General features: G+C 64.2%; 26 protein-coding genes and 1 rRNA gene. 9 read left to right on the forward strand and 18 right to left on the reverse strand.

The annotated features are described in order from the left end of the window. Positions 1-110, reverse strand: a 16S ribosomal RNA gene (locus tag NO930_RS00005); the annotation flags it as partial. Positions 111-579: 469 nt separating this feature from the next. Continuing rightward, positions 580-909: a non-histone chromosomal MC1 family protein gene (locus NO930_RS00010; protein WP_137784511.1), complete on the reverse strand. Its 330-nt coding sequence runs from the start codon at positions 907-909 to the stop codon at positions 580-582. A 202-nt stretch (positions 910-1,111) separates the two neighbouring features. On the opposite strand from NO930_RS00010, the gene NO930_RS00015 reads away from it, so the two are divergent. Together NO930_RS00015 and NO930_RS00020 are read left to right on the forward strand one after the other, a co-directional pair. Next, on the forward strand, positions 1,112-1,315 hold the full coding sequence (locus NO930_RS00015) for an AbrB/MazE/SpoVT family DNA-binding domain-containing protein (RefSeq protein ID WP_049984018.1): 204 nt from the start codon (positions 1,112-1,114) through the stop codon (positions 1,313-1,315). A gap of 135 nt (positions 1,316-1,450) precedes the next feature. Beyond that, a complete protein-coding gene (locus NO930_RS00020) occupies positions 1,451-2,506 on the forward strand; it encodes a quinone-dependent dihydroorotate dehydrogenase (RefSeq protein ID WP_256402103.1) in 1,056 nt (351 codons plus the stop codon). A 42-nt stretch (positions 2,507-2,548) separates the two neighbouring features. Here the strand turns inward: NO930_RS00020 and NO930_RS00025 are convergent, their stop codons facing one another. Together NO930_RS00025 and NO930_RS00030 are read right to left on the reverse strand one after the other, a co-directional pair. Beyond that, the gene (locus NO930_RS00025) at positions 2,549-5,257 is read right to left on the reverse strand and encodes a valine--tRNA ligase (RefSeq protein WP_256402105.1); all 2,709 of its coding nucleotides are present in this window, start codon (positions 5,255-5,257) and stop codon (positions 2,549-2,551) included. A 61-nt stretch (positions 5,258-5,318) separates the two neighbouring features. Continuing rightward, on the reverse strand, positions 5,319-5,996 hold the full coding sequence (locus NO930_RS00030) for a class I SAM-dependent methyltransferase (RefSeq protein ID WP_137783335.1): 678 nt from the start codon (positions 5,994-5,996) through the stop codon (positions 5,319-5,321). A 212-nt stretch (positions 5,997-6,208) separates the two neighbouring features. On the opposite strand from NO930_RS00030, the gene NO930_RS00035 reads away from it, so the two are divergent. Beyond that, on the forward strand, positions 6,209-6,652 hold the full coding sequence (locus tag NO930_RS00035) for a DUF2391 family protein (protein ID WP_137783334.1): 444 nt from the start codon (positions 6,209-6,211) through the stop codon (positions 6,650-6,652). A gap of 29 nt (positions 6,653-6,681) precedes the next feature. Here NO930_RS00035 and NO930_RS00040 read toward each other — a convergent pair whose 3' ends face one another. Next, the gene (locus tag NO930_RS00040) at positions 6,682-7,278 is read right to left on the reverse strand and encodes a magnesium transporter (RefSeq protein ID WP_137783333.1); all 597 of its coding nucleotides are present in this window, start codon (positions 7,276-7,278) and stop codon (positions 6,682-6,684) included. After that, positions 7,275-7,847 carry a magnesium transporter gene (locus tag NO930_RS00045; RefSeq protein WP_137783332.1) on the reverse strand — a complete coding sequence of 191 codons (573 nt, stop codon included), beginning with the start codon at positions 7,845-7,847 and terminating at the stop codon, positions 7,275-7,277. The genes NO930_RS00040 and NO930_RS00045 overlap by 4 nt, the downstream gene beginning before the upstream one ends. Before the next feature lie 281 nt (positions 7,848-8,128). Here NO930_RS00045 and NO930_RS00050 point away from each other — a divergent pair, with 281 nt between their 5' ends. Further along, entirely contained in the window at positions 8,129-8,707 is a 579-nt protein-coding gene (locus NO930_RS00050; protein ID WP_137783331.1) for a DUF7090 family protein, read from the forward strand. Between the two features lie 75 nt (positions 8,708-8,782). On the opposite strand, the gene NO930_RS00055 is transcribed toward NO930_RS00050, so the two are convergent. After that, positions 8,783-9,697: a DUF7089 family protein gene (locus NO930_RS00055; protein WP_256402106.1), complete on the reverse strand. Its 915-nt coding sequence runs from the start codon at positions 9,695-9,697 to the stop codon at positions 8,783-8,785. After that, the gene (locus NO930_RS14130; protein ID WP_425601432.1) at positions 9,697-9,786 is read right to left on the reverse strand and encodes a hypothetical protein; all 90 of its coding nucleotides are present in this window, start codon (positions 9,784-9,786) and stop codon (positions 9,697-9,699) included. Before NO930_RS14130 ends, NO930_RS00055 begins: the two co-directional genes overlap by 1 nt. A gap of 177 nt (positions 9,787-9,963) precedes the next feature. Here NO930_RS14130 and NO930_RS00060 point away from each other — a divergent pair, with 177 nt between their 5' ends. After that, positions 9,964-10,455 carry a hypothetical protein gene (locus tag NO930_RS00060; RefSeq protein ID WP_256402107.1) on the forward strand — a complete coding sequence of 164 codons (492 nt, stop codon included), beginning with the start codon at positions 9,964-9,966 and terminating at the stop codon, positions 10,453-10,455. A gap of 86 nt (positions 10,456-10,541) precedes the next feature. Here NO930_RS00060 and NO930_RS00065 read toward each other — a convergent pair whose 3' ends face one another. The 4 genes from NO930_RS00065 to NO930_RS00080 form a co-directional block, all read right to left on the reverse strand. Then, positions 10,542-11,723: an aspartate kinase gene (locus NO930_RS00065; protein ID WP_137782925.1), complete on the reverse strand. Its 1,182-nt coding sequence runs from the start codon at positions 11,721-11,723 to the stop codon at positions 10,542-10,544. Positions 11,724-12,067: 344 nt separating this feature from the next. Next, positions 12,068-12,763 carry a Zn-ribbon domain-containing protein gene (locus NO930_RS00070; RefSeq protein WP_137782924.1) on the reverse strand — a complete coding sequence of 232 codons (696 nt, stop codon included), beginning with the start codon at positions 12,761-12,763 and terminating at the stop codon, positions 12,068-12,070. Positions 12,764-12,955: 192 nt separating this feature from the next. Beyond that, positions 12,956-13,393, reverse strand: coding sequence for a DUF2073 domain-containing protein (locus tag NO930_RS00075; protein ID WP_137782923.1), 438 nt, complete (start codon positions 13,391-13,393; stop codon positions 12,956-12,958). Then, complete coding sequence (locus tag NO930_RS00080; protein ID WP_049984005.1) at positions 13,393-14,034, reverse strand: Era-like GTP-binding protein; 642 nt, start codon at positions 14,032-14,034, stop codon at positions 13,393-13,395. Before NO930_RS00080 ends, NO930_RS00075 begins: the two co-directional genes overlap by 1 nt. 1,159 nt (positions 14,035-15,193) lie before the next feature. Between NO930_RS00080 and NO930_RS00085 the strand changes: the two genes are divergently transcribed. Continuing rightward, positions 15,194-16,957 (forward strand): Cdc6/Cdc18 family protein, encoded by a 1,764-nt coding sequence (locus NO930_RS00085; RefSeq protein WP_137782922.1) that lies wholly within the window; start codon positions 15,194-15,196, stop codon positions 16,955-16,957. A 52-nt stretch (positions 16,958-17,009) separates the two neighbouring features. Here the strand turns inward: NO930_RS00085 and NO930_RS00090 are convergent, their stop codons facing one another. Then, on the reverse strand, positions 17,010-17,921 hold the full coding sequence (locus NO930_RS00090; protein WP_137782921.1) for a S24/S26 family peptidase: 912 nt from the start codon (positions 17,919-17,921) through the stop codon (positions 17,010-17,012). 93 nt (positions 17,922-18,014) lie between these two features. Between NO930_RS00090 and NO930_RS00095 the strand changes: the two genes are divergently transcribed. Further along, positions 18,015-19,673: a DNA-directed DNA polymerase II small subunit gene (locus NO930_RS00095; protein ID WP_256402108.1), complete on the forward strand. Its 1,659-nt coding sequence runs from the start codon at positions 18,015-18,017 to the stop codon at positions 19,671-19,673. Between the two features lie 172 nt (positions 19,674-19,845). On the opposite strand, the gene NO930_RS00100 is transcribed toward NO930_RS00095, so the two are convergent. The 4 genes from NO930_RS00100 to NO930_RS00115 form a co-directional block, all read right to left on the reverse strand. Then, on the reverse strand, positions 19,846-20,478 hold the full coding sequence (locus NO930_RS00100; protein WP_137782919.1) for an IMPACT family protein: 633 nt from the start codon (positions 20,476-20,478) through the stop codon (positions 19,846-19,848). Then, positions 20,475-20,966 carry a hypothetical protein gene (locus NO930_RS00105; protein ID WP_256402109.1) on the reverse strand — a complete coding sequence of 164 codons (492 nt, stop codon included), beginning with the start codon at positions 20,964-20,966 and terminating at the stop codon, positions 20,475-20,477. Before NO930_RS00105 ends, NO930_RS00100 begins: the two co-directional genes overlap by 4 nt. 40 nt (positions 20,967-21,006) lie before the next feature. Beyond that, the gene (gene pspAB / locus NO930_RS00110) at positions 21,007-21,612 is read right to left on the reverse strand and encodes a PspA-associated protein PspAB (protein ID WP_137783246.1); all 606 of its coding nucleotides are present in this window, start codon (positions 21,610-21,612) and stop codon (positions 21,007-21,009) included. A 100-nt stretch (positions 21,613-21,712) separates the two neighbouring features. After that, positions 21,713-22,627 carry an MBL fold metallo-hydrolase gene (locus NO930_RS00115; RefSeq protein WP_256402110.1) on the reverse strand — a complete coding sequence of 305 codons (915 nt, stop codon included), beginning with the start codon at positions 22,625-22,627 and terminating at the stop codon, positions 21,713-21,715. 115 nt (positions 22,628-22,742) lie between these two features. Between NO930_RS00115 and NO930_RS00120 the strand changes: the two genes are divergently transcribed. Then, positions 22,743-23,699 carry an NAD(P)H-binding protein gene (locus NO930_RS00120; protein ID WP_256402111.1) on the forward strand — a complete coding sequence of 319 codons (957 nt, stop codon included), beginning with the start codon at positions 22,743-22,745 and terminating at the stop codon, positions 23,697-23,699. Beyond that, positions 23,696-24,364, forward strand: coding sequence for a DUF7530 family protein (locus tag NO930_RS00125; protein WP_137783249.1), 669 nt, complete (start codon positions 23,696-23,698; stop codon positions 24,362-24,364). Before NO930_RS00120 ends, NO930_RS00125 begins: the two co-directional genes overlap by 4 nt. 140 nt (positions 24,365-24,504) lie before the next feature. Here the strand turns inward: NO930_RS00125 and NO930_RS00130 are convergent, their stop codons facing one another. After that, positions 24,505-24,672 carry a DUF5786 family protein gene (locus tag NO930_RS00130; RefSeq protein ID WP_230455336.1) on the reverse strand — a complete coding sequence of 56 codons (168 nt, stop codon included), beginning with the start codon at positions 24,670-24,672 and terminating at the stop codon, positions 24,505-24,507. Positions 24,673-24,839: the final 167 nt, after the last annotated feature.

The raw sequence follows: 24,839 nt of genomic DNA on the forward strand, positions 1-24,839 counted from the left end.
GTAGTTTGGCCACGTGTTACTGAGCTATTCGCCACGAGTATGAACTCGTACGACTAGCATGGCTAAATCGAATCCCAATAGCAATGGCCTCCGGCAGGATCAACCGGAATGTATACCTCTGTACCTGGTTCCCGGTACAGAGGGGGTGTTGGCGGGTGTTGACTCGTTGTCAACACACCATTGCATGGTCTGATATGGTGTCCAGTGCACCCAGCGACCTGGATGACACCGAACGACCACGGCTCACATCAGATTTCCTCTTACGCCGGAGCGCAGGGGGCGAAATCCTCATCTTCGCGGACCTGATTGTACCCTTCGAGGGGATATAAACCCGTCGAAGCGTGTCAGGTCCAGCGAAACCGGGCCGAGTTGAACGGCCCGAGTTCGCGGATGCGTTCTTCGCATTAGTCACGATGGCCGGGTTGTATTTAACCCCGTCGAACTATCGGCGCTACGTCATGCGGTTTCATGCCGGGGGGCGTCGCGCCGAACGGCTCCGAAACCGTCGAGAGAGGGGGACGAGATTCGCGGCGTTGCCACTGGACCTCCGGCGGTCTCGTAAAAAATCGTGCGAGAGAGCTACGCTTCGTCGATGTACTCGATCCCCTGTTTCGAAACGTTGGCTTTGGTGATGTCGTTGAGGTCGTTGAGCCAGAAGTCATCGTCCGCGTCGTCGACTTCGGGAGCGCTGTCCTTCCACGCCCATCCCTCGTACTCGTGGACTTTCTTCGTCCCCTTTTCTCGGAGGCGAAGCGTGATCCGTTCGGCCTCGTCTTCTGAGGGAGCGGGATCGAGAGTTCGTGCTGCCTTGAGCGCGGCCTGCCGAGGCATATTTCCGGAGAATTCGCTCGTTTCCGATCCGTCTTCGTCTCGAAGGGCAAAGTTTCGCTTACCGTCTTCACGTACCATGGTTTATCCTCCATGGGAACCCAGCACACAGTCGATAATAAATATATCGGGGAAATGAAAGCTGAGGTGCAAAACATTTATATAGTAACTCCGCTCCGCCTAGCGATTCTAGGTAGATGTAACCGGGAGCCGGGCGGTCCGGCAGGGTATGTAAACAACACTTATGTGTCTGCTATGGCGAAGTGCGACCAGTACAACCGCGATGGTCCGTAAAAAGAAGCTCAGCCCGAGTGGTGCGAAGGACGACGACGGGAAGTACCACAACGTCCACGTGAACCTCCACGAAGACGAGCTCGCTGTCGCCGGAATGGAGATAGGCGACGAGGTGTTCGTCCGGGTCCGAGACGGGAAGATAATCATTCAAAAGGCGGATTCGAGCCCCGAAGACCTCGAACACGATTTCTGAGTATCGGCCGAACCGCGGTGTTCCCACCACAGACGCGACCGGAGCGAGGGTACGCGCCGCCACAGCGGGCTGGGTCATCGGTGCGGCGCCGCGTCGGTCGGCGGATTGATACCTGCTCGTACTGAGTCGGAAACGATGAACGCGTACGACCTGTTGAAGCCGGTGTTGTTCAGGCTTCCACCGGAGACCGCACACGGGCTGACACACAAACTCTTGGAAGTGACACAGGGGACGCCGGTCGCGGCGTCGCTCCGGTCTCGGTACGCGGTCGACAGTTCTCGCCTGAGCGTGAACGCGTTCGGGCTCGAATTCTCGAATCCGGTCGGAGTCGCCGCCGGGTTCGACAAGAACGCGGAGATCCCCCGTGCGCTCGCGTCGCTCGGCTTCGGCCACGTCGAGATCGGCGGCGTGACGGCCGAGCGCCAGCCGGGGAATCCGCGCCCGCGGCTGTTCCGTCTCACGGAAGACGAGGCGTTGATAAACCGGATGGGGTTCAACAACGAGGGCGCGGACATCGTCGGGGAGCGGCTCGATCGGGAGCCGCTTCCCGACGTTCCGGTCGGGGTGAACATCGGAAAGTCGAAGACGACGCCGCTCTCCGACGCGGCCGCCGACTACCGATACACCTACGAGCGCGTGGCAGAGGCGGGCGACTACTTCGTCATCAACGTCTCCAGCCCGAACACGCCCGGTCTCCGGGATCTCCAGAACCGCGAGGCGCTGGAGGAGATTCTCGGAACGCTCTCCGACGCCGGGGCCGAGCCCCTCCTCGTGAAGCTCTCGCCCGATCTACCGGAACCGGCCGTGGAGGAGGCGCTGGCCGTCGTCGACGAGTGCGGCCTAGACGGCGTTATCGCGACGAACACGACCACGTCGCGGCCCGATTCGCTGCAGAGTCCGAACCGCGCCGAGCGCGGGGGACTGTCCGGACGACCGATCAGAAACCTCGCCACCGAACGCGTTCGATTCGTAGCCGAGCGGACGGACGTTCCGGTGATCGGGGTTGGTGGGGTCACGGACGCCGAAAGCGCCTACGAGAAGATACGCGCCGGAGCGTCGATCGTACAGCTGTACACCGGGCTCGTGTACGAGGGGCCGACGGTCGCGCGCGACATCAACGAAGGCGTCCTCGAGCTGCTCGAACGAGACGGGTTCGAGACGGTCGAGCAGGCGGTCGGCGCAGACCTGTAGCGTGGAGGAGACGCCCGCAACTGCAGACGAAACGGGAGACTGTTACGCGTCGTTGTTCACGATGACGACCACGTCGTCGGCTTCGAGCAGTTCGCCGTCACCACGGTACTGTCGGGTTTTTTCGATCGAGAACTCGTCGGCGAGGAGGGTGACGCCCGCGACGTGGAGTTCGTCGCCGTCGATCTCGTAATCGTCCTGCGCCAGCGCCGCCTCGATGTCACCGACCTGGTCGCCGTACTTCGGGCCGACCGTGGCGTAATCGAGATCGATTCCCGTGATCACCGTTTCGACGGGCGCGTCGGCGTCGGGGTGGACCGTGAGATCGGCGACGTGCATCACGCCCGTGATGTCCGCCTCGAAGCCGCGAACGTCCGCGTACACCTCGACGGCGTCGAGTTCGGCGTTCAGGGGGAGCTGGTTCTCGCTTTTGTACTTCCGGATGACGCCGACGACGGCTGTCGCGGCCGCGCCCGCGTCGCGGTCGGCGTCGACGCCGAGCGGTTCGGGCCAGTCGGTGAGGTGGATCGAGTCGGTGGCACCGCCGGCGGCGTCGTTCGGCTCGACCGCGTCCGCGTACATGTCGTGCCACAGCTCTTCGGTGACGTGTGCCAGGAGCGGCGCGAACAGTTTCAGGAACCGACGGTGAGCGGTTCGAAGCGTGTACGCCGCGGCGTCGTCGTCGCGCTGTTTGGCGATTTCGAGGTAATCGTCACAGAACGTGTTCCAGAAGAAGCTGCGGAGGCCGTCTCGGGCCTTCGAGAACTCCCGGTTTTCGAGCAGGTCGGTGAGACGGTCGATCTCCGAGTCGAGTTCGGCGAGGAGCCATCGGTCGAGTTCTCGGAGGTCGCCGTCGTCCGGTTCGGCGGGGAACGGCTCCGGGGCCAGCGACTCGACGAGCTTCGACGCGTTCCACAGCTTGCGGATCAGCTTCTCGCCCGCGCGGAGGTCCTTCTCCTTGAACGGGAAGTCGTCGCCGACCGCGGTGCCGGCGGCCCAGTAGCGCGTGGCGTCGACGGGGAACTCTTCGAGCACCGCCTCGGGTTCGACGACGTTACCGACGGACTTGGACATCTTCTCGCGGTTCTCGTCGAGGACGTGACCGTTGATCATCGTCTCCTCGAATGGGACCTCGTCGGTGTGCTCGTAACACTTGACGAGGGTGTGGAACAGCCAGAAGCTGATGATGTCGTGGCCCTGCGGGCGGAGGTCGAACCGGTATAGCTCGGGGTGCTCCATGGTGAACTCCTCGGCCTCCGCGTCCCAGTCCCAGCCGGCGTTGATAAGCGGGGTGAGACTGGAGGTGGCCCACGTGTCGAGCACGTCGTCCTCGGGTACGAACTCGTCGTGTCCGCACGCCGGGCAGGCGTCGACGGGCGGGTCGTCCGAGAGGGGGTCGACGGGCAGGTCCGTCTTTTCGGCGACGATCTCCTCGTCGCACTCGGCGCAGTACCACACGGGGAACGGAATTCCCGAGGAACGCTGTCGCGAGATGAGCCAGTCCCACTGGAGCCCTTCGACCCAGTGTTCGTACCGCGTGAACATCTTCTCGGGAGACCACTCCATCTCCCGGCCGATGTCGAGGTACTCGTCGGTCTTATCGAGCATCTGAATGTACCACTGCTCGGTGACGAGGAACTCGACGCTCGTCCCGCACCGCTCGTGGACGTTGACGGTGTGGGTGATCGCGCGGCGCTCTTCGAGCGCGCCCGCCTCGTCGAGGTCGGCGACGATGGCCTCTCGGGCCTCCCCCGAGTGGAGCCCCTCGTACTCCTCGGCGACCGCGGTCATGTGACCGGACTCGTCGATGGCGACGCGGAGGTCCAAGTCGTGGACTTGGTACCACTCGATGTCGTTCTGGTCGCCGAAGGTACAACACATCACGATCCCGGAGCCGGTCTCCATGTCGACGCGCTCGTCGGCGATGATGGGGACCTCGTGGCCGAACAGCGGGACTTCGGCGGATTCGCCGACGAGCTGTTGATTCTCCTCGTCGTCGGGGTGGACGAAGACGGCGACGCACGCGGGGAGAAGCTCCGGGCGCGTCGTCGAGATGGTGAACGTCTCGGCGGCCTCGTCGGCAGTGTCGGCGGCCTCGGCAGCGGCGTCGCCGCCGTTCGCGCCGGTCGCCTCGTCCCGCACGACCGGGAACGCGATGTCGTGGAAGTGGCTGTCCTGCTCGTCGTCTTCGGTCTCGACCTGCGAGATGGCGGTCTCGCACTCGGGACACCAGATCGCGGGGGCTTTCTCGCGGTACTCGCGCCCCTGGTCGTACAGATCGACGAACGAGAGCTGGGAGACGCGCTGGACGCGCGGCTCGATGGTCTGGTAGGTGTGGTCCCAGTCGACGGAGACGCCGAGTGCCTGGACGTTCTCCGTGAACTGCTCCTCGTAGTCGGCACAGACCTCCCGGCACTTCGCTTGGAACTCGCGTCGCTCGAAATCCTGGTGGCGGATGTCGAGTTCGTCCTCGGTCAGGCGCTCGGAGGCGATCCCGTTGTCGTCGTAGCCGAACGGAAAGAAGGTCGTTCCCCCGTTCATGCGTTCGAAGCGCGCGACGAAGTCTTGGAGGGTGAATCCGTAGAGGTGGCCCATGTGGAGGCTCCCCGACACCGTCGGCGGCGGGGTGTCGATGGAGAAGACGGTGTTCGGATCGACCGGGTCGTCGTCGGGATACGCGTACGTCTCCTCGTCGACCCATCGCCGCTGCCAGCGCGGCTCGACGGCGTCGGGGTCGTACTCACCACTGGGCATTTCACACGCACGTTCCGGTGGTTCCCTCTTAACGGCCTCGGTTGTGCAGAGGCCGATCGGATCAGGGCGCGACGCCGACGGTCAAGAGCGTCCCCCACGTTCGGTAGCGGTCCACCATCTCTTCGCGGGAGTCCCAGTCGTCGGTCGGGAACGCCGACTCGGGCGGGATGTCGATCTCGCGGTCCGAGACGGCGTCCTGTTCAGCGACGTACAGGCCGGCCTTCCTGAACGCCTCGCGGTACTCAGCGCGCGACCAGCGCGTCATCTCGATGGATATCTTCTCCTGCCACGCGTGCGTGGACTCGCTCTCCTCGAAGAAGTTCACCGCACAGTAGAACGTTCCGCCAGGTCTCAGCACGCGTCGGACCTCTTCGAGGGTGTGAACCGGATCGCTCGCGTAGTAAAACGCCTCCATCGAGAAGACGTGGTCGAGGGAGTCGTCAGCGAAGGGGAGGTCGTCGAAGTCGCCGACCAGGAATCCGACCGCGTCGTCGTCCGTGTACCCGCGTGCGTTCCGGACCATTTCGGGTGCGCCGTCGAGCCCATATCCGCGGCCGATCCCGCGCTCGCGCAGCGCGCGGAGGGCGTAGCCGGACCCGGTACCGAGGTCCAACACGGCGTCTCCCGGTTCGACCGGCATCCGCGCGAGAACGTGTTTTGCAGTGTGCCAGTGTCTGTCTTCCATGCCACGGTCACGCCCCGAGGCGGCCCAGTCGTCGAACTCCTCTCGAACACTCATACATGCCCGCACGCGCGGGCGAGTGAAAACGAGTTCGGAGAGGCCGCGTTCGGAGGAGCCGAGAGACGAACGCGTTCGGAGAGCGAAGAGAGGACGCGGATCCGAAGTGAACACGGAACCCGGCGAGAGGCCATCGGGGGAGGCGCTAAATCATAACGATGTCGTCGCGGCGGAGCGCCGGTGTTTTATCGGTTCGTCTCGCTTCAGAGCGCATGAAGCGGCCGAAGACCCTCCGCCGACCGAAGTTCCGCGTCGCCGACTCCGCACAGCAGGCGGTCGGTGGGTTCCTCCTCGCGGGACCGTTCGTCGTCACCGAGGAGGTGTGGGTACTCGCTGCAGGAATGAACTGGGTTCAAGGAGTGTTGACCGCCGCGATCGCCGCGCTCATCGGCTACGCCGCGCTCTACCGGGCCGACACGGACCGCGATCCCGAGGACGAGCGGGACATCGTCGGGATACCGATGCGGTTCGTCTCGCTCATGATCGTCGCGTTCGGGTCGGTGCTCGTGCTCGCGGTGCTTTTCGACGCGCCCGACACCTTCCTCGTCGAGGCGGGGGTCACCGGCGTCGAGTTGTGGGCGACGACGTTCAAGGCCGTCTCGGTCGGGGCCGTCTTCAGCGTCGTCGGCGCGGCGACCGCCGACAGCGTGTTCTGAGATCGGCCGATCGTGATGCGGTCGCCGGGTCACACCACGAGTGTGACGACGGCAAAGAGGATCAACACGCCGGCGATGTCACAGACGTTGGTGACGACGGGGATCGTCGTGTCGTCGGGGTTGAGACCGACTCGATAGGACGCCTCCACCGCGGCGACGCTGGTCACGACGACGAGCCCCGCGAGAAGCATCCCCGACGACAGGGAGACGAGAAGCACCCGACCGAGACCGAGCGCACCGCCCAACGCGAGGCCGATTGCCCACGCGGCGACGCCGACGACGCCGAAGACGGTTCCCGCGAGCGCGAAGACGGCACCGGCGTTCGCGCGGAGTTCGGGGTTGGCGAGGCTCAGCTCGTAGGTCCCGAGGTGCAGTTGGGTGGTGAGCCGCGAGCAGGTGATCGACGCGAGATTCCCCGCCGTGCCGATCTGGACCGGAACCAACACCAAGAGGGCCGGGTACCGGACCAGCGTGGCCTCGTACGTCTGGAGGACTGTCCCGGAGACGAGTTGCAACACGGAGAGAACCGCGAGGAGCGGGACCATCGTGCGGACGATCCGAGGGATAGACCACTCGTCGGGCAGCGGGCGGTCTGGGCTTTGGGAGGCGTCTCCGGGAGCGCTCATACCACGCCCCCCACGACGACGACGCCGACGAGGAGGAAGAAGACGCCGAAGACGTCACCGAGGGTCGTCACGACGGGACCGATCACGTTGTCGGGGTCCAGTCCTCGGCGGTAGCCGACGAAGATGACCGTAATGAGAACCGATATCATGAGCACCGCCGAGAGGAATCCGGCGACGACCATGATCCCGACGAGTTCGAGGAGGCTCCCGTCTGAACCGAGGAGACCGAGCCAGAGGTACGTAACGACCGCGATGAACACGGAGACGCTCATTCCGTTGATGAACGAGGCGACGATAGCGTTCGTGAGTCGCCTGTCCAACTGGAAGCGCGGCTCGATGAGCCCTTGATGGAGCCCGGTCGAGAGGCGCGCGCCGAGAGAGCCGTACACGCCGCCGCGGGTCGCGAGGAACGCGGGCAACAACAGGAGGAGCCCCGGAACGTCGGCGATGAACGATCGCATCGTCTCGGTCCCGAGGATCGTCCCCGCGAACAGCCCCGCGACGAGGCTGACGAGTATCACGGGGAGCGCCTGCCGGTAGACGTCGCGAGCGGTCGCGTGGCCGGGCATGGAGTGGACTCTCGTAGGGAACGATGAAAAAACCGACCGAGTCGGCGGTCCCGGAAAACGACCCGACCGAGTCGGTGGTCCCGCGACGTCAGCCGTTGGCTTCCGCCTCGTGACTCTGCGATCCCGGGAGTTCGACGCGAGGGCGGACCCGGGGGACCGGCCACAGTCGCACCGGACGGACCGGTGACGTGAGCGGGCGTGGCCGACACCGGTCGGTGCTGTCGCGGACGGCTTCCTGTCGCGTCCCGCACGATTAAGTCGGTCCGCCGACTTCCGTTCGTATGGACTACTCGCTCGCCATCGAGAACGGGCCGGAAACGATCCCCGGTGGGACGGGGCTCTTGCTCATCCACCCGAGCATCGGCGAGACGGACCGGATCGACACGGACTTTCTGAAGACGGACACGGACGCGTTCCTCGTCGTCTCCACGCGAACGACCGCCCGGGAGGTCGAACAGAAGTTGGAGTACTACGACGTCGACGAGACGAAGGCGACCATCCTCGATACGCTCTCCGTCGAGCGGGGCTACTCCCGCCGGTCGGCAGAGAACGTGTACTACGTCTCCGCACCGGACGACCTCGACGGGGTCGTCGATCGCGTCGAGCGGTTCCTGACGGAAAACGACGGGAAACGGCGCGTCTCCGTGGACTCGCTCACAGAGATGGCGTACTACGCCGACGACGAGGCGGTCTACGAGGCCGCAGCCGACATTCTCGATCTCCTCGACGAGCACGACGCGGTCGGGATATTCCACCTCTCCGAGGAGGTCCACGAGGTCGCGACGCTCGATCGGTTCCGCGATCTGTTCGAAGGGGTCATCGAGCTGGACGGAGACGGAGACGTCGAAGTCGACATCTGAGTGTAGGGACCGATCAGCGTTTGCTGCTCCGCCGATACGTTAGTGACTTCTCCGATCAATCGGTGACTTCTCCGATCAATCGGTGACTTCTCCGATCATCGAGTCGAACGTCTTCTCTGCCCACTTCACCGCGTACGACGCCCCGCGGTCACGGTACGCCGAGGTGTCGAGCGCGGCGAACGGTGCGGGGAGATCTAGGCCGTGTCGGACCGCTGAGCACGCGTACTCGGTCGCGCTCGCGAAGTCGGTCTCGCCGCGGGCGACTTCCGCGGGGAGATCTCCGAGACGTCCGTCGAGGCGATCGCCGGCGTCGGTCCACGCCTCGAACAGCCGGGAGACGGCGGGACCTCGGAGGTGAGAGGCGGCCGGCTCGGCGTCAGACAGGTCTCTCCACGAGGCGAAGACGTCTCGCGTGTGGAGTCCGACCCACGCGTCGAACAGCGCAGTCGCTATCTGAAAGACGTCGGTCGGAGTCTGTCCGGTCGTCGACGCTCCCGTCTCTGGGTCCGGACGGCGTATCGCGGCGTCGAGATCGCGGTACCGGTCGGCGAAGAACGGGAGGAAACTCTCCGGGAGGTGAGTCGACGGCGTCGCGTCAGGGAGCGCCCCCGGCGCGGGATCGGCCCCGATCTGGACCAGCCGATCGGCGATCAGGAACGCGAGGAAGTCGTCTGGGGTCCCCTCCGCGCGAGCCTTGACGAGCACCGCCTGAGGGTCCGTCTGGGTGGTTCGGACGACGGTTCCGCCGCCGGGGAGTCCGACGGTGAAGGTTGGGCCCGCGTACGTTCGAAGTAGCTCTGGGACTTCTGACGGGAGCCACTCGGACGGAAACGACGCCGGGGCGAGTCCGTCGACGAACAGTCCGAGATCTTCCGCCGCGGCGGGCGGGAGGGTCTCGAAGTCGGTGTCGACATCGAGGACCGGTGAGTCGGGTGCGTACTGATCCCGGACCGCGTCGAGGTCGTCGTCGAGCGGGCGGGAGGAGAACATCAACCGAAGACGTACGAGAGGACGATGAGAACGGACACGACGGCCGAAACGCTGATCGTACCGAACACGATCTGAGTTGGTTTGTTCATGTCTCCCGTCGGGCATCCCATCGCTTAAATCCATCTCACTCGGTTCGTGACGACTGGATCGTAGCGCCGGGCCGCCGGCCGTCACAGACGCCGTGTCGTCACGCGGTTGGTCGGTCTGTTGCAGGCCGGGTTTTGTTGCAGGCTGGGTTTTATACGAACACTCGATGAACTCACGGTATGCGGATTCGCGACGCACTGGAGGCCGATAGCGGGGCCATAGCCGCGGCGACTGATCGACCGCGGAGCGTCGTGATCGACACGATCCACGAGCGCTCCGTTCGGGTCGCGGTCGCGGAGACGGACGAGGAGTGGTCGGGATCAAACGGCGATCGATGGGAAGAACACGGCGGCCCGAAGGAGATCGAGAGTGACGCTGGCGGCGACCGCGTGATCGGGTTCGTCGCGTTCGACGCGCGCGGCGACACGGTTCACGTGAGTGACTTCGCAGGGGAGGACGCGGTGGTTCGTCGGTTGCTCGACACGCCCCTCCGGTTCGCGGCCCGAGAGAGAATGTCTCTCGAAGTGGTCGTACCGACCGACGATGACAGACCGGTGTTATCGGAGATGGGGTTCGAGGCCATCGGATCCGGGCCGCGGTTCCGCGGGCGAGAGACGACTCGGTACCGGATCGACGCCGACGACGTCGACATGGACATCGATACAAGATAGCGACACGGAGGATCGACGTCTCGAAACGCGAGAGTGCAGCGACGTCTCGAAACGCGAGAGCCGGAACGGTCCGACCGGCGGTTAGCTCAGTCGAACCGCTGCTGAACTATCTCGAGTGCGTCTTCTCGGTCGTCCCAGTCGACGAACACCGCGACGGACGTGGCGCTCGTGATGAGGTCGATAATGTTGATGTTGGCCTCCGCGATCGGCGCGATGATGTCCTGTATGACGCCGGGACGGTTCGGGAGTTCGCCGCCGGTCACGCGGATGACCGCGATCGGATCGGCGACGGTGACAGACGAGAGCGCCTCGTCGGTGACGACCGCCTCGTGAAGCAGCGCCTCGGCCGTCTCGGCTTTGTCGACGTCGACGTAGAACGTGACCGAATCCATCCCCGAGGCGACCGCGTCGATGTTGATCTCCTCTTCGCGGAGCGCGCTCGCGAGCTGTGAGAGGATTCCGGACCGATTTCGGATGGCTCGCCCGGCGATGGTGAGACACGCGAGGGGCTCCTCGCGCATGTCGATAAGACTCTCGAACTGCCCCTCGATGCGCGTGCCGCCGCGCAGCAGGTCTCCGTGCTGGTAGTGGACGACTCGAACGTCGAGGTCCTCGTCCTTGTACGAGAGCGCCGACGGGGCGACGACCTCCGCGCCGCGGAACGAGAGGTTCCGTAGTTCGTCGACGGTGATCTGGCCGACGTTCCGCGCGCCTTCGACGACGCGGGGGTCGCCCGTCATCACGCCTTCGACGTCGGTGACGATCACGACCTCGTCCGCGTCCATGTAGTTTCCGAGCATGACGGCGGTCGTGTCGGACCCGCCGCGACCGAGCGTGGTGACGTTTCCGTCGTGATCCTCGGCGAGGAATCCGGTGATTATCGGGACGACACCGTCCATTCGGGAGGCGATCTCTCTTGCACGCTTTTTCGTCTCCTCGATGTCCACTTCGCCCACCTCGTTCGTGATGACAGGCCAGTCCGGGTGGCCGGGCTCCAGGAACACCGCGTCGATACCGCGGACCGAGAGCGCGGCTTTCAACATTCGAACGCTCGTCCGCTCGCCCATAGAGACGATCTCCGCGCGGTCGGCGTCGTCCGTCTCGAAGGTGATGTCGTCGAGGAGGTCGTCGGTCGTCGACCCCATCGCGCTCGCGACGACGGCGATTTCGTGCCCGGTCTCGACCGCGCTCGCGACCGAGTCAGCCGCGCGTTCGATCCGATCGCCACTTCCGAGGCTCGTTCCGCCGAACTTGGCGACTACGCGCATGCGATTACCCCCTGACAGTTACGGGAAGCGTGACGACAGTCACGAGGGGCGTGATCGCGACGGATGCCGGATCTCACGAAAGATGCTCCGGCGTCGAGCCGTCGCCGTGCCAATAGTGAACGCGGGCGGAAACCGCTGTCTGGAACGTGACCGGTAAACATGCGCACCCCTATCAGGGGAAGCCGCATAACTGTGTCTTCTTCGACATTGGACGAGGAAATGACAAATGTGGGTAGTAGAAACCCGTGTCGTGTGCAATAAACCCACATATGGGCAGTATTTTCGGTTGAGGGCCGGGAGTATCTGGGTTGCTGGCAGAAAAGCCGGTGAAATGAAAACCCGAATTACTCGTCGTCGATTCCCCACGCGTCGGGCATCTCGATGACGTATCGACCGTCCTCTTGGAGAGAAATGATGTATTCTTGACGGTCGTACAGTTCCATCAAATTGAGCTCGTACTGTCCCGGACTCACGATGCGAATGCTTTCGAACTGCTCGTTGAGTTCCTCGCGAAGGTTGTCGATATCCGGGCGGGACTCCGCGGGTACGTCGGAAGCGTACTCCTCCGGAGGCGGGCCGTCGGATCCCGACGAGTCGGTGACGTCGCGGCTTGCTCGGTCCAGTTCGTCGGGCGAGACGACGTCGGAACGAGCGCTCGCCTGAGCGGTGTCCTCCTCGCTGCGTCCGCGAACCTGCTCGGAATCGGCACCAGACCGCGACGACGAGGGATCAGAGGGAGAGGACGGGTCCGGAGCAGACGACGAGTCCGAAGCAGACGATGGATCCGAGGCAGACGACTGAGATGATTCAGAAGTCGGCTGGGCGGGACCTGTCGGCTCGTCCGGTTGGGTCGCCTCGCTCGATCCGCTCATCTTGTCGGCTCTCGTCGGTCGTTCTCGATCAGGCGTGGAGCCGTCAGAAGACGAGGCGCTCTCGGGTTTGAACTGGAATTTGTTGCCACCACAGTCCGGACAGCCGGAGAGCATCTCTTTGGATCCGTCGGGAAACGTCCGGCCGCAGGTGGTACATTGGTGTGGCATTTATATTGGTGAATGTCGGCTGAGGTGATTTCGAGCGCGTGGGCGTCGGTTTCGAGCGCGCGTGAGTGGTTGCATTGACCGGATGGGTTGAATGGTTGGTTGACCGGGTGGCGTTAGGTATGTGACGTCGTGGGGTGTGTTACGTCGTGGGGTGTGTTACGTCGTGGGGTGTGTTACGTCGTGGGTATGCCATTATTTCCGTGAGACCAACGTGCTGATGAGGTTCTCGTCTTTGTGCAGCGTCTCGATGCGGTTGGCCGGGCCGATGACGGTGAGCTTCTGTGCCGATTCACGGCCCATCAGTTTGTCGAGGAAGCTCTGGTCGCTCGCCTCGGCTTTTGGATAGGTCTCGATCTCGATTCCGGTGAAGTCGTCGGGGCTGATCTCGGTCATCGTCACCTCGATCAGCTTGGATTCCTCGTCCGGAGAGAGGCCTTCCTCCAAGATGACGATGTTGCCGTCGCGGACGCCGTCGAGGATGAGGCGGATCTTCTCCATGCTGGTGAGCCCCTGCATTCGAGCCCCGCTTATCATGTCGATACGGACGCCGCTGTCCGACGACTCCCCGTCGGACACGGGATCGTCGGAGGGAGCGTCACCACCGTCGACGTTGGGGGTAGGTTCAGGCATCAGCCGAAGTACTCCGCGATCTTCGTATACACTTCGTCCATGTTTTCGCCTTCGAGCGCCGACAGCGGGATCGTCTCGTGTTGCGGGAAGGCGTTCGCGATCTGTTTGACGTCTGAGTCGGGGAGATCCGTCTTGTTGGCGAGGATCAGCGCCGGCAAGTCCTGTGACTCGATGATCCCGATGAGCATCGTGTTTACCTGCGTGAACGGATCGGTCGTGGAGTCGAGGACGTAGATGACACCGTCTACGTCTTCACGCAGCCAGTGCATCGCCTCGGCGACGCCCTCCGTGGCCTCGCGAGAGCGGCGGACAGCGTCGTCTTTGTCCATGTCGTGGTCGAGAAACTCCTTGTAATCCACCTTCGTCGTCACGCCCGGGGTGTCGACGATGTCGATCGTGACCTTCCGACCGTTCCGCTCGATTTCGACGTTCTCCTTGCGGCGGGCGCGTCGGGTCTCGTGTGGAATGTGGCTCTCTGGTCCGACGGCGTCTCCAGTCCAATCACGCGCGATCCGGTTTGCGAGGGTCGTCTTCCCGGCGTTCGGCGGTCCGTAGATCCCGATCCGCTTGGGCTCTTCGGCCGCGAACAACCCGTCCGTGACCCGTGATATGCTGTCTTTGAGATTCGTTAGCAGTCCCATCCTGACCTCCAGATTCTGTGTTCTCTCCCAAACGCTTCGTGCCGCGTGGTATCGCTCGGTACTGTGTACCTGCCGGCAGTTCGGGGAATTGTCGTAGAATCCACGCCCCTCTCACTTAACAACTGCGTCAGACACACCGATGGGGTCGATAGACGGCCGACTGTTGGCGGCGTCACCGTAGTCAGACGAGAGTCGTTCGGTCAGTCTGCATGTGGAATGGTAGAACGCACCATGAGTACGTTGATCATACAACCTCGACCCGTAGCGTCCGTTCCAGCTGTATCGTCTCCCTCCCCCACCCCTTCGTTTCGACTGGAAACGTGATTAGGAGGGTGACACCGCGAGCGGGTTACTTTTCATCTCTTCTCAATCAGTTAAATAATAGAAAGACGATCACACAATATATTGATCTAGCGTACCGAGGGTACTGTTACATAGTATAGTATATAAAACCATCCGGTTCAGGATCCGAGTTTTACCCCACCCCTCCATATCCGAGTTCCACCCGAAACGAAGGGGTGTGGGGGTACACATCACCGGGTACACATCACCGGGTACACATCACCGGGTACACATCACCGGGTACACATCACCGACGACTACTGATGTTACGTGGTATCAGCACAAACTGGTACCAACGGACGGCCGCTTCTCTGATATGCCAACACTCACCGCGATATTCCCGTTGTCACCATCAAAGCGCATCCGCTTCTATCACCCCGATACATCCGTCTGAAACGCGGTTGAGACTCCGGGTACGACAGTCCACGCTGTGGATAGGCTATTGATCACACGTCACATAACACGGTATAACACCTCACGCTGTGAGTAGCTCCGTCTGACTCTGTTCTGTCTCTGTTCTGTCTGTCTCTGTTTCGGGTTCGGACTGATCTCCGGCTCGGGCTTAGACCCGGATCCGGCTCCGCAGCGGATGACGTATCGCAGCGGATGACGTATCGCAGCGGATGACGTATTCGTCTGCCAGGCTCCGTCGTTTCGGGTCTGGAGAGCAACACTTTTGTGCCACCTATTCGTCTGGTTCGACTGCATCAACTGGACACATTGAACGAACGCAATCGTTGAATGTCGAGGTCTCAACGCAGTACACAGCACACTTCATCCGCGCGTGCGGATCTTCCACCTGAAATAGGGGGGTTACATGGACGAAGACGAACATACACCGCAGGCGGGCGAACCGGGAGACGACGACCAGTCCAGCGAGGAATCTTCCGAGACGGGGGAGGAACCCACCACCGGCCCTGCCGAATCGTTGTCTCCGTCGTCCCCGACACGTTCCCGGTCTACCGACGAGACATCTCCGTCACCCACTGATTCCGAGCCAGATCGCGACCCCGACGCGCCTGCCGATTCCACCTCGAACGAGTCTCCTTCGGCCACCCCCGCTTCGAGCGTTCCGGATGGCGTCTCTTCTGGCACGACGAGCACCACGGACGGCGACATCGACGTCGGCAGCGGCGGCAGGGACAGGTCGTCGCCGGACGTCGACTTCGACGGTGTCGTCCTTGACGAGGAAGAGGACAATCAGGGGCTGTTCGACGACCTCCTCTCGGGTGAGCCCATCTTCGAGAACAAGGAGGTGCTTCGCCCCTCGTACACCCCGCACGAACTGCCTCATCGGAACGATCAGATCAATCGGATGGCGACCATCCTCGTCTCTGCCCTCCGCGGTGAAACGCCGTCTAACATTCTCATTTACGGCAAGACGGGCACCGGAAAAACGGCGTCCGCGAAGTTCGTCTCACAGGAACTCGAATCGACGTCACAGAAGTACGACGTCCCGTGTGAAGTCGAGTATATCAACTGCGAGGTGACAGACACCCAGTATCGCGTGCTGGCCCAGCTCGCGAACACCTTCATCGAAAAGAACCAGCAGGTCATCTCCGACCGGCTGGACCGGCTCAGGGACCTCCGTACTGCGGCCGACGACGACCCCCGGACGCTCTCGGAGACGGAGTTTTCGACCATCGACGATCTCGATGCCCGCATCGCGGAGCTCGAATCCGACGCCGACGAGATGGAGGAAGTCCCGATGACCGGCTGGCCGACAGACCGCGTCTACTCCACGTTCTTCGAGGCCGTGGACTACCACGAGCGCGTGGTCGTGATCATGCTCGACGAGATCGACAAGCTCGTCGAAAAGAGCGGCGATGACACGCTGTATAATCTCTCCCGGATGAACTCCGAACTCGACCGCTCGCGCATCTCTATCATGGGAATCTCAAACGACCTGAAGTTCACCGACTTCCTCGACCCACGGGTCAAATCGAGTCTCGGTGAAGAAGAGATAGTCTTCCCGCCGTACGACGCGAATCAGCTCAGAGACATTCTCCAGCACCGCGCCGACATCTCGTTCAAACAGGACGCGCTCACCGACGACGTGATCCCCCTGTGTGCGGCCTTCGCCGCTCAGGAACACGGTGACGCCCGGCGCGCGCTCGACCTTCTCCGCACCGCCGGCGAACTCGCCGAACGCTCGCAGGCCGAAGTCGTCGCCGAAACTCACGTGCGGCAGGCACAGGACAAGATCGAACTAGACCGCGTCGTCGAAGTCGTCCGGACGCTCCCAACACAGAGCAAGATCGTCTTGTTCGCTGTTATCCTCCTCGAAAAGAACGGTGTCCACAACATCAACACCGGTGAGGTATTCAACATCTACAAGCGACTGTGCGAGGAGATAGACGCCGACGTCCTCACCCAGCGCCGCGTCACCGACCTCATCAGCGAACTCGACATGCTCGGCATCGTCAACGCCGTCGTCGTCTCGAAGGGTCGCTACGGCCGAACCAAGGAGATGGGACTCTCGGTTCCAGTCGAAGAGACGGAGGCGGTCCTCCTTTCGGACTCGCGGCTCGGCGACATCGAAAACGCTCAGCCGTTCGTTCAGGCTCGGTTCGACAACTGACTCACACAGCGTCGCTGCCCGCACAGACACCCTCTCACATCTCCTCTTCCACTTACCCGGCGACCGCGTCGATCGCGTCTCTCGGCTCCGCTTTCCCCGTGGCGACCAACCGGACGTATCCGAGGTAGGGGACGCGAACCCGAGCGACACCGGTCACCCAGTCGCGCTTGACCGGCTCGGCGATCCCCCGCGCTTGATCGTAGACACCGTTGTTATCGCCGAGCGTGATGTAGCCGCCGTGCGGGGCGGGACAGTTGCGGAGGTCGCTGCAGCTCTCGGCGCTGTGATACGCGCTGTCGGCCCTATCGTACCAGTTCTCGCCCTCCTCTACGTGAAACATCGCCCGGTGGATGATCGGCGAGGCCGTCCGCCCCGGCGGCTGGTAGATCACCACCGATCCGTAGGAGCCGAACGTCCGGTAGTCGACCCGTTCGCCGACGTCGTGCGTCACGACGCCGGTCTCGTCATCTGCGGCGTCGGGCGCGAGCCGACCTGGCTCCGTGACGAACACCAGATCGCCGACTTCCATGTTCGGCTCCATACTTCCGGATTCGACGGCGACCATCGGCGGCCACACCCCACTGACACCGAAGAGAAGCAATCCGACCGCGAGCACGATCGCGACGCTTGAGAGTATCTCCCGAATCCACATCAGCGCGCCCTCTCTGTCGTGTCGGAACCGATCCCACAGCCCCCGATCCGACTCTACTCCGTCTCCATCGGACTGCGTCGCCCCCCTGTGATCCGTCCAGTCGGACGGGTCCGAGGATCTATCCCCCCCTATCGCGCCGTCGCGCTCTCCCCCTCCGACATCCTCCGACGACTCGTCACTCTCCAACGACTCGTCACTCTCTCCCGGCTTGCCGACCTCTCCCGGCTTGTCGACCTCTCCCGGATCGTCGCCCCCCGGATCGGTTCCGTCGGAGCGTCCTTCGTCCGACCCCGTCCGATCCCCTTCGTCCATTGCAGTCAGGTTGCGGGGTTTCGGTCATAAGCTTCCGGGTCCGCTCCGATCGGTCCCGGAACCGTTTTGAGCGGTACTCCCCTTTCGGTCTCTGTGCCGCTGGAGTCCAACGCTCGTATCGTCAGGGAGCTGGCCAACCGGGGATATAACGCCGAACGTGAGGCAGTCACCCTGTTGGCAAACGAGTCCGACCCCGAAGCCGCCATCGACGCCGCCGTCGACACGGCTCCCGACGACGCCCTCCGAATCACCGCGGATCACGTCCGGGCAACCGCCGACGATCGGTCTCTCGACCCGTCCGACGCGTCTCTCGACTCGATCGACGCGTCTCCCGACTCGACCGACTCAGGTGAGAAATCCCCCACGCAGAACCCCAACTCCTCCACTGACGCTGCCGCCTCGCCCGACCGATCTCCAGTCGAAACGGAGGGGTCTGTCACAGGACAGCCCCGGAACGAGGACGCCACCCAACGGTCACGTTCGGGAGAGGAGTCGTCTGCGGTAGCGTCGTCCGACTCTTCGGCTCGCTCCCCGGGCGAATCCGCCCAGCGTGAGATCTCGGTCGGAAACGACATGACCGGACACAGCACCGGGACGGGCGAGTACGCGGACTTCGTCCGAACCTTCAGAGACCGCTACGAGCGGCTCTCGAAGCTGCTCCGCGGACGCGTCAATCACCGACCCGCCGAAGCCATCGCGGACATGCCGGGCGGGAGCGACGCCGCGATGATCGGATTAGTCAACGACGTCCGCTCGACGAAGTCCGGACACTGGCTCGTCGAACTGGAGGACACGACGGGGACGTTCCCGGCGCTGATCATGAAAGACAGGGGGCTCGCCGACGTCGTCGACGAGATTCTCATGGACGAGTGTCTCGCGGTAGAAGGGACGCTCGCCGACGACTCCGGCATCCTGTTCGCCGACTCGCTTCACTTTCCCGACGTTCCCCGGACTCATCAGACCGGCGCGGCCGACCGCCACGTACAGGCCGCGCTCATCTCCGACGTCCACGTCGGCAGCGACGAGTTCATGGCCGACGCCTGGAGCCGGTTCACCGACTGGCTCCACACTCCCGAAGCGGAGCCCGTCGAGTACATCCTTCTCGCCGGCGACATGGTCGAGGGCGTCGGTGTCTATCCCAACCAGGACGAGGAACTGGAGATCGTCGACATCTACGAACAGTACGAGGCGTTCGCGGAACACCTCAAGGAAGTGCCCGGGGACACGGAGATCGTGATGATCCCGGGCAACCACGACGCCGTCCGGCTCGCGGAGCCGCAGCCGGGGTTCAACGACGAAATCCGCTCGATCATGGACGTCCACGACGCGCGGATCGTCTCGAATCCGGCCACAGTCTCCGTCGAGGGCGTCGACGTGTTGATGTACCACGGCGTCTCACTCGACGAGGTGATCGCGGAGTTACCCGAGGAGAAAGCGAGCTACGACGAGCCGCACAAGGCGATGTATCAACTACTCAAAAAGCGACACGTCGCCCCGCAGTTCGGCGGGCACACCCGCGTTGCACCCGAGGAACGAGATTACCTCGTCATCGACGACGTTCCGGACGTGTTCCACACCGGTCACGTCCACAAGCTCGGCTGGGGGAAGTACCACAACGTCCTCGCGGTCAACTCCGGCTGCTGGCAGGCACAGACCGATTTCCAGAAATCCGTCAACATCGACCCCGACGCCGGGTACGCTCCCATTCTCGATCTCGACACCCTCGATATGACGGTCCGGAAGTTCACGTAGTTCACGGCTCCCCATTGAATTCAGCTCTACCGGACCCAACGGCTTACGTCGGATACCGCGGCCACCGCCCCCGTGAGCTGATACTCGTCCGCGGCGCACTGGACGGGAGCGCGACGCACCGCCGTGGGAAGCCACCAGCGTCGCCTGTTCGCCACACCGACGGTCTCGTCGGCTATCGATCGATCTCCACCCGACCGCTCGTCGCGTCGTTGAGCCGCTCGACCAGTTCCGTCACTTCATCGATCGGTACCCGAAGCTCGAACCGCACCCGCTCGCCGTAGTCGGCGTCGAACTCCACTCCCGTCGACTCGATCACTCCTCGGACCGTCCCCGAGTCGTCGTACTCGGTCCCGACGACGAGAGTGCGGTGCGGCCGCTCCTCGACCACCCCGGCCGCGTCGACGCCGTCCTTCACCGCGCGCGAGTAGGCGCGCGCGAGACCGCCGACGCCGAGGTTCGGTCCGCCGTGGTACCGCGTCACCACCGCGACGACGTTGCGGATCTCCCGCTGCTGGAGCACGTTCAGCGCCGGCTTTCCGGCCGAGCCGGTCGGCTCGCCGTCGTCCGACGAGTACTCCCTGAGCATCACTTCGGCCTCGGAAACACGCTCGGAGGGCTCGCCGGCGGGCACTCGATAGGCCGGCACGTTGTGAGTCGCGTCGTCGTACTCGTCGGCGACGGCATCGACGAACGCCTCCGCCTCGTCGACCCCGCCGACCGGTGCGACGTGCCCGAGGAACTTCGATCCCCGAACGTCGAACCGCGCGGTCGCGCGTTCGGCGACCGTTCGATACGCCTCTGTCACGAGGCGGTCTCCTCGCGGTCCTCGCGGTCCGAGTCGTCTCTCCGGTCGTTCCCGTCACCGCCCCGTCGCCGCTCGACCGCGACGCTCGTCGGCGGCGCGAGCCGATACAGCGCGAGGTAGGCTCCGATCCCGCCGAGCTCGACGACCGCCGCGGCGATCGCGAGGGGGTCCGCAGAGAGCGTCGCGGGGGCGTCTGCGCCGTGCCACGCGAGGTACCCGACGAGGAAGGTCCCGAGCGTTCCCGCACCGAGCGCGTACAGTCGGCGGTACTCCCCGCCTCGGAGGGTCGCGGCGGCGACCGCGACGGCCAGCGCGCTCCCGGTGACGAAGAGGTACGGGCGCGCGTCGGGCGGTGCCGCGAGCCGCGGCCACGCCCACAGCAGGTGGATCGCCGCGGCGGCGACCGCGGTCTGGACGGCGACACCTCGGAGGATTCGCTTTATTTGGCTATCGTGTCCCGCGGTCGACGCGTCCGTTTCGTCGCTCATGGGTCCGCACTCATACGGCGGTTCGCGGCCACACTTCGGTTCACTCCCACGGGTGGTTCCCCGGTTCGTCCGGCCACAGGGGGTACCAGTACGACTCGTCGTCTTCGAGGCCGAGCTCGCCGTCGAGGACCGACTGGAGCTTGAACTCGATCCGCTGGTTCCGGTCGTTCGTCCCCCTCGGGGCGAACGGGTAGTACGCGCCGCGGCGGAACGAGTAGATCCAGTAGGCCGGGCCGTCGCCGCTCTCGAAGCCGAAGACCCCAGCGAGCAGCCGCGAACCGAACCCCTCTTCGATGAACTGGTCGGCGGCGAAGTGGACGCTCGTCACGAGGTCCTCCGGGTCGTCGTCTTCGAGCACGAACCACTCGTAGCCGTGGTCGTCCTCGTGGCGGTGGAATCCGGTTCCGGTGTCGATCTCTCCCGCTTCGAGGATCGCTTCGACCGTCTCGACGGCGTCGTCGAAGCGAGTGCTGTCGACGCCGGAGAAACACAGCGCCGCCTCGCCGCAGTGGTCGTACCCGAGGTCGGCCTCCATCGTCATGTACGCGGTCGACATCCCGAAGAGGTCCTCGGGGTCGGCCTCGCGCGTCGCGTCCGTCTCGGCGCTCGTCCCGAGCACGGCGCGGATCGTGTCGAAGATGCCCATCTATTTCGGCGTGTAGTGGCCGAGGGTTTAGGACGTTTCCGTCGCCACCTCCGTCAGCGTCGCCCGGCGCGTTGGCGTCGGGGCCTCCGGCGCGTCCCGGTCACTCCTCGTCTTCGACGTAATCGAGATACGCGAGGACGCCACGCGTGTTCAGACCGGCGTTCGCGCGCGCACGTTCCGGGTTCCAGTAGTCGACGTCTCGGCTCGCGGTCTCGAAGTGCTCGACGACCGCGTCGTCGTCGCTCAGTTCCTCGCGTTTCGCCCGGACGGCTTCGACCCACTCCACGTACGCCCGCTTGGCCTCGCCGGCCAGCACCGGATCGTACTCGCGGGGACCGAAGTGGCCGAAACAGAGGTAATCGGGGTCGAGGTCGTCGATCGTCTGGATGTCGTCGAGACACTGATTGAGATCGAACTGCGGCGGGGGACTCGTCGCGACGATCTCGTCGGCTTCGGGGACGTAGATCCCGGCGCCGTCGGCCGCGAAGACGACGTCGGCGTCCGGGTCGTGATACACCGCGTGGTGCGGCGCGTGTCCGGGCGCTTCGTGGACGACCAACTCCCGCTCACCGAGGTCGATCCGGTCTCCCTCGGCGAGTCCCGATATCCGATCTTCGGGCACCGGAGCGGGGTCGTCGTAATACTGCCACTGGTCCCCGACCGCGGACTTCGTCCCCTCGACGAGCGCCTCGGGATCGACGAGGTGTCTGACGCCCTTCTCCGGAACGAGCACCTCGGCGTCGGGATAGCGTTCGGCGAGGTGGCCCGCACCCCCCGCGTGGTCGAGGTGCGCGTGAGTCGCCAGTATCCAGGCGAGGTCGCCCCGACCGATCCCGATCTCCTCTATGGTCTCGAACAGCGCCTCTCGGTTCCCGCCCGTCCCGGTATCGACGACGATCGGCCGCTCCGTGTCGTACACGTACACCGCGCCGTACTCGTCCGTGTCGAACATCCCGGTGTCGTGGACGTACAGGTCCTCGACGCCGCGGACCGGTTCGAACGCTCCAGCGTGCATGCCGCAACCACCGCTCTGTGACCCCTTTTACCAATCGGTATCCGCCGCCGCCCGGTCGCGGTCCCCGTCACGTCCCGGGGTGGGGGATTATTGTCCGCCGGTCCGATGGATATCTATGCGAGTGCTCGTCACCGGCGCGACCGGCTTCGTGGGGAGCCGACTCGTCCCGGCGCTGCTCGACAGCGGTCACGAGGTGACTGCTCTCGTCCGTGACGCCTCGGCGTACGCCCCGCCCGACGGCGTCCGGGTCGTCGAGGGCGACCTCCTCGAACCGGAGACGCTCCCGCCCGCCTTCAGGACCGACGACGGCGTCCCCGTCGACGCGGCCTACTACCTCGTCCACTCGATGGACGGCGGTCCCGGGTACGCCGAACGAGACCAGCGGTGCGCGCGTCACTTCGTCGACGCGGCGTCGAACGAGGGCGTCGAACGAATTCTCTACCTCGGCGGCCTCGGCGAGGACCGCGCGGAACTCTCCGAGCACCTCCGGTCCCGACGCGCGGTCGAGCGCATTCTCGCCGACGGCGATCCGGCGCTCACGACGCTTCGGGCCGCGATCATCGTCGGTGCCGGAAGCGCCAGCTTCGAGGTCATCTACGACCTCTCGCGGCGGCTTCCGGTGATGATCACGCCGAAGTGGGTCGACACGCTGTGTCAACCGATCGCGATCGACGACGTGATAGCCTACCTCCTCGGCGCTCTCACCGCACCGGAGACGGCGGACGACACCTTCGAGATCGGCGGGCCGGACGTGCTGACGTACGCCGAGATACTCCGGACGACCCGCCGACAGCTCGGCCACCGTCTGCGAATCCTCAGAGCGCCGGTGTTGAGTCCGGACCTCTCTGCGGCGTGGCTCCGGTTCGTCACCGACGTGAACCCCTATCTCGCCCGCTCGCTGGTCGAGGGGCTCCGGAACACCGTGATCGTCGAGGACGACCGGATCCGAGAGATCGTCCCCGTCGAGTTGACTCCGTTCCCGGTCGCCGTGGCGCGCGCGATCGACGAGTCCCGAACGAGTGAATCGTCGTCGGACGGCGGCGACGCCGGCGAGAGAGCACCCTCGTCATGACGCGCGAGTACGGCGAGACGTGGGTGTACGAGAGTCTCGTCGGCGGTATTCCGGGACTGGGGCTCTCCCGAACGCTCGCGGTCGCGATCCAGTTCGTGCTGTTTCAGGTCGGCGTCCTGACGCTGGGGTGGTACTACGGGGTCTGGAACGCGGTCGTCGCCGGCACGGTCGCGGTGGTCGTCGCGGCCGCCGGGAGCGTCGAGATGCACCGACTGGGCGAGCGGAATCGACTGCTTCCGACTCCGCCGTCGCACAAACGCCTCCTGTTCGGGTCGAGCATCGAGATCGTGTTGGGCGTGCTGGCGTTCATCGCGCTCATGACGTACCTGTTCGCGTGGGACGGAACTCTCATCGACCGGCTGTTCGGAGTGGACCCTCCGGTTCCGGTCGTCTACCTCACGCTTCTCATCTTGTGGGACCTGACGTACCGGATCGGCACCTCGTGGTGGAGCGCCGTCGTCGCGCTGTGGCGCGCGGTCCACGTCGATTTAGATCCCGACGCGACCGCGACGGTTCGTCGACTCGACGCCGAAAACATCGGGTTTTCGGCGCTTCAGCTCGCTCTCGTCCCGTTTCTGTTCACCGAACCGATACTGCTCGGCGCGGTCGTCGGTCACGTCCTCGCGGTCGCGATCGTCTGTACGGCGGCGATCCTATTGTCGTGAGTCCGGTGCCGACGTGCTGTCGTGAGTCCGGCACTGGTCGGTGTGTCGAGTGCGGTGACCACGGCATTCGTGGCCCGATCGATCCGGACGGCGCGCGGCCGTCTCACCGACGAAACTGGAAAAGACTCCGTCCGCTCCGCTCACGCGCCGTTCAGCTCTTGGAACTTGTCGAGGAGTGCCTCCGCGGAATCGCCGGAGTCGTACGTGAGCGACCCGGAATACTCCGGGCGCTCGGCGTCGAAATCGGCGTCGACTTCGCTGGTCTTCTTCTCGCGACGCTCGTGTTCGGCCTCGTCATAGGCACCCATTGACATGGTACGGCTTCACTTGGACGCTGTCTGGTAAATATGTATCGGTGAAACACCTACGTCTCGAAACGAACGGCCGCGTGACGATCTCGCGCCGGAGCGCGACGGCGTGGGAACCGGCGGAACGCGCTTTTCGACGCACGTGCCTCTCGTCCCACCGGAACGAA

Source organism: Halorubrum salinum, from assembly GCF_024494575.1.
Lineage (GTDB): Archaea > Halobacteriota > Halobacteria > Halobacteriales > Haloferacaceae > Halorubrum > Halorubrum salinum.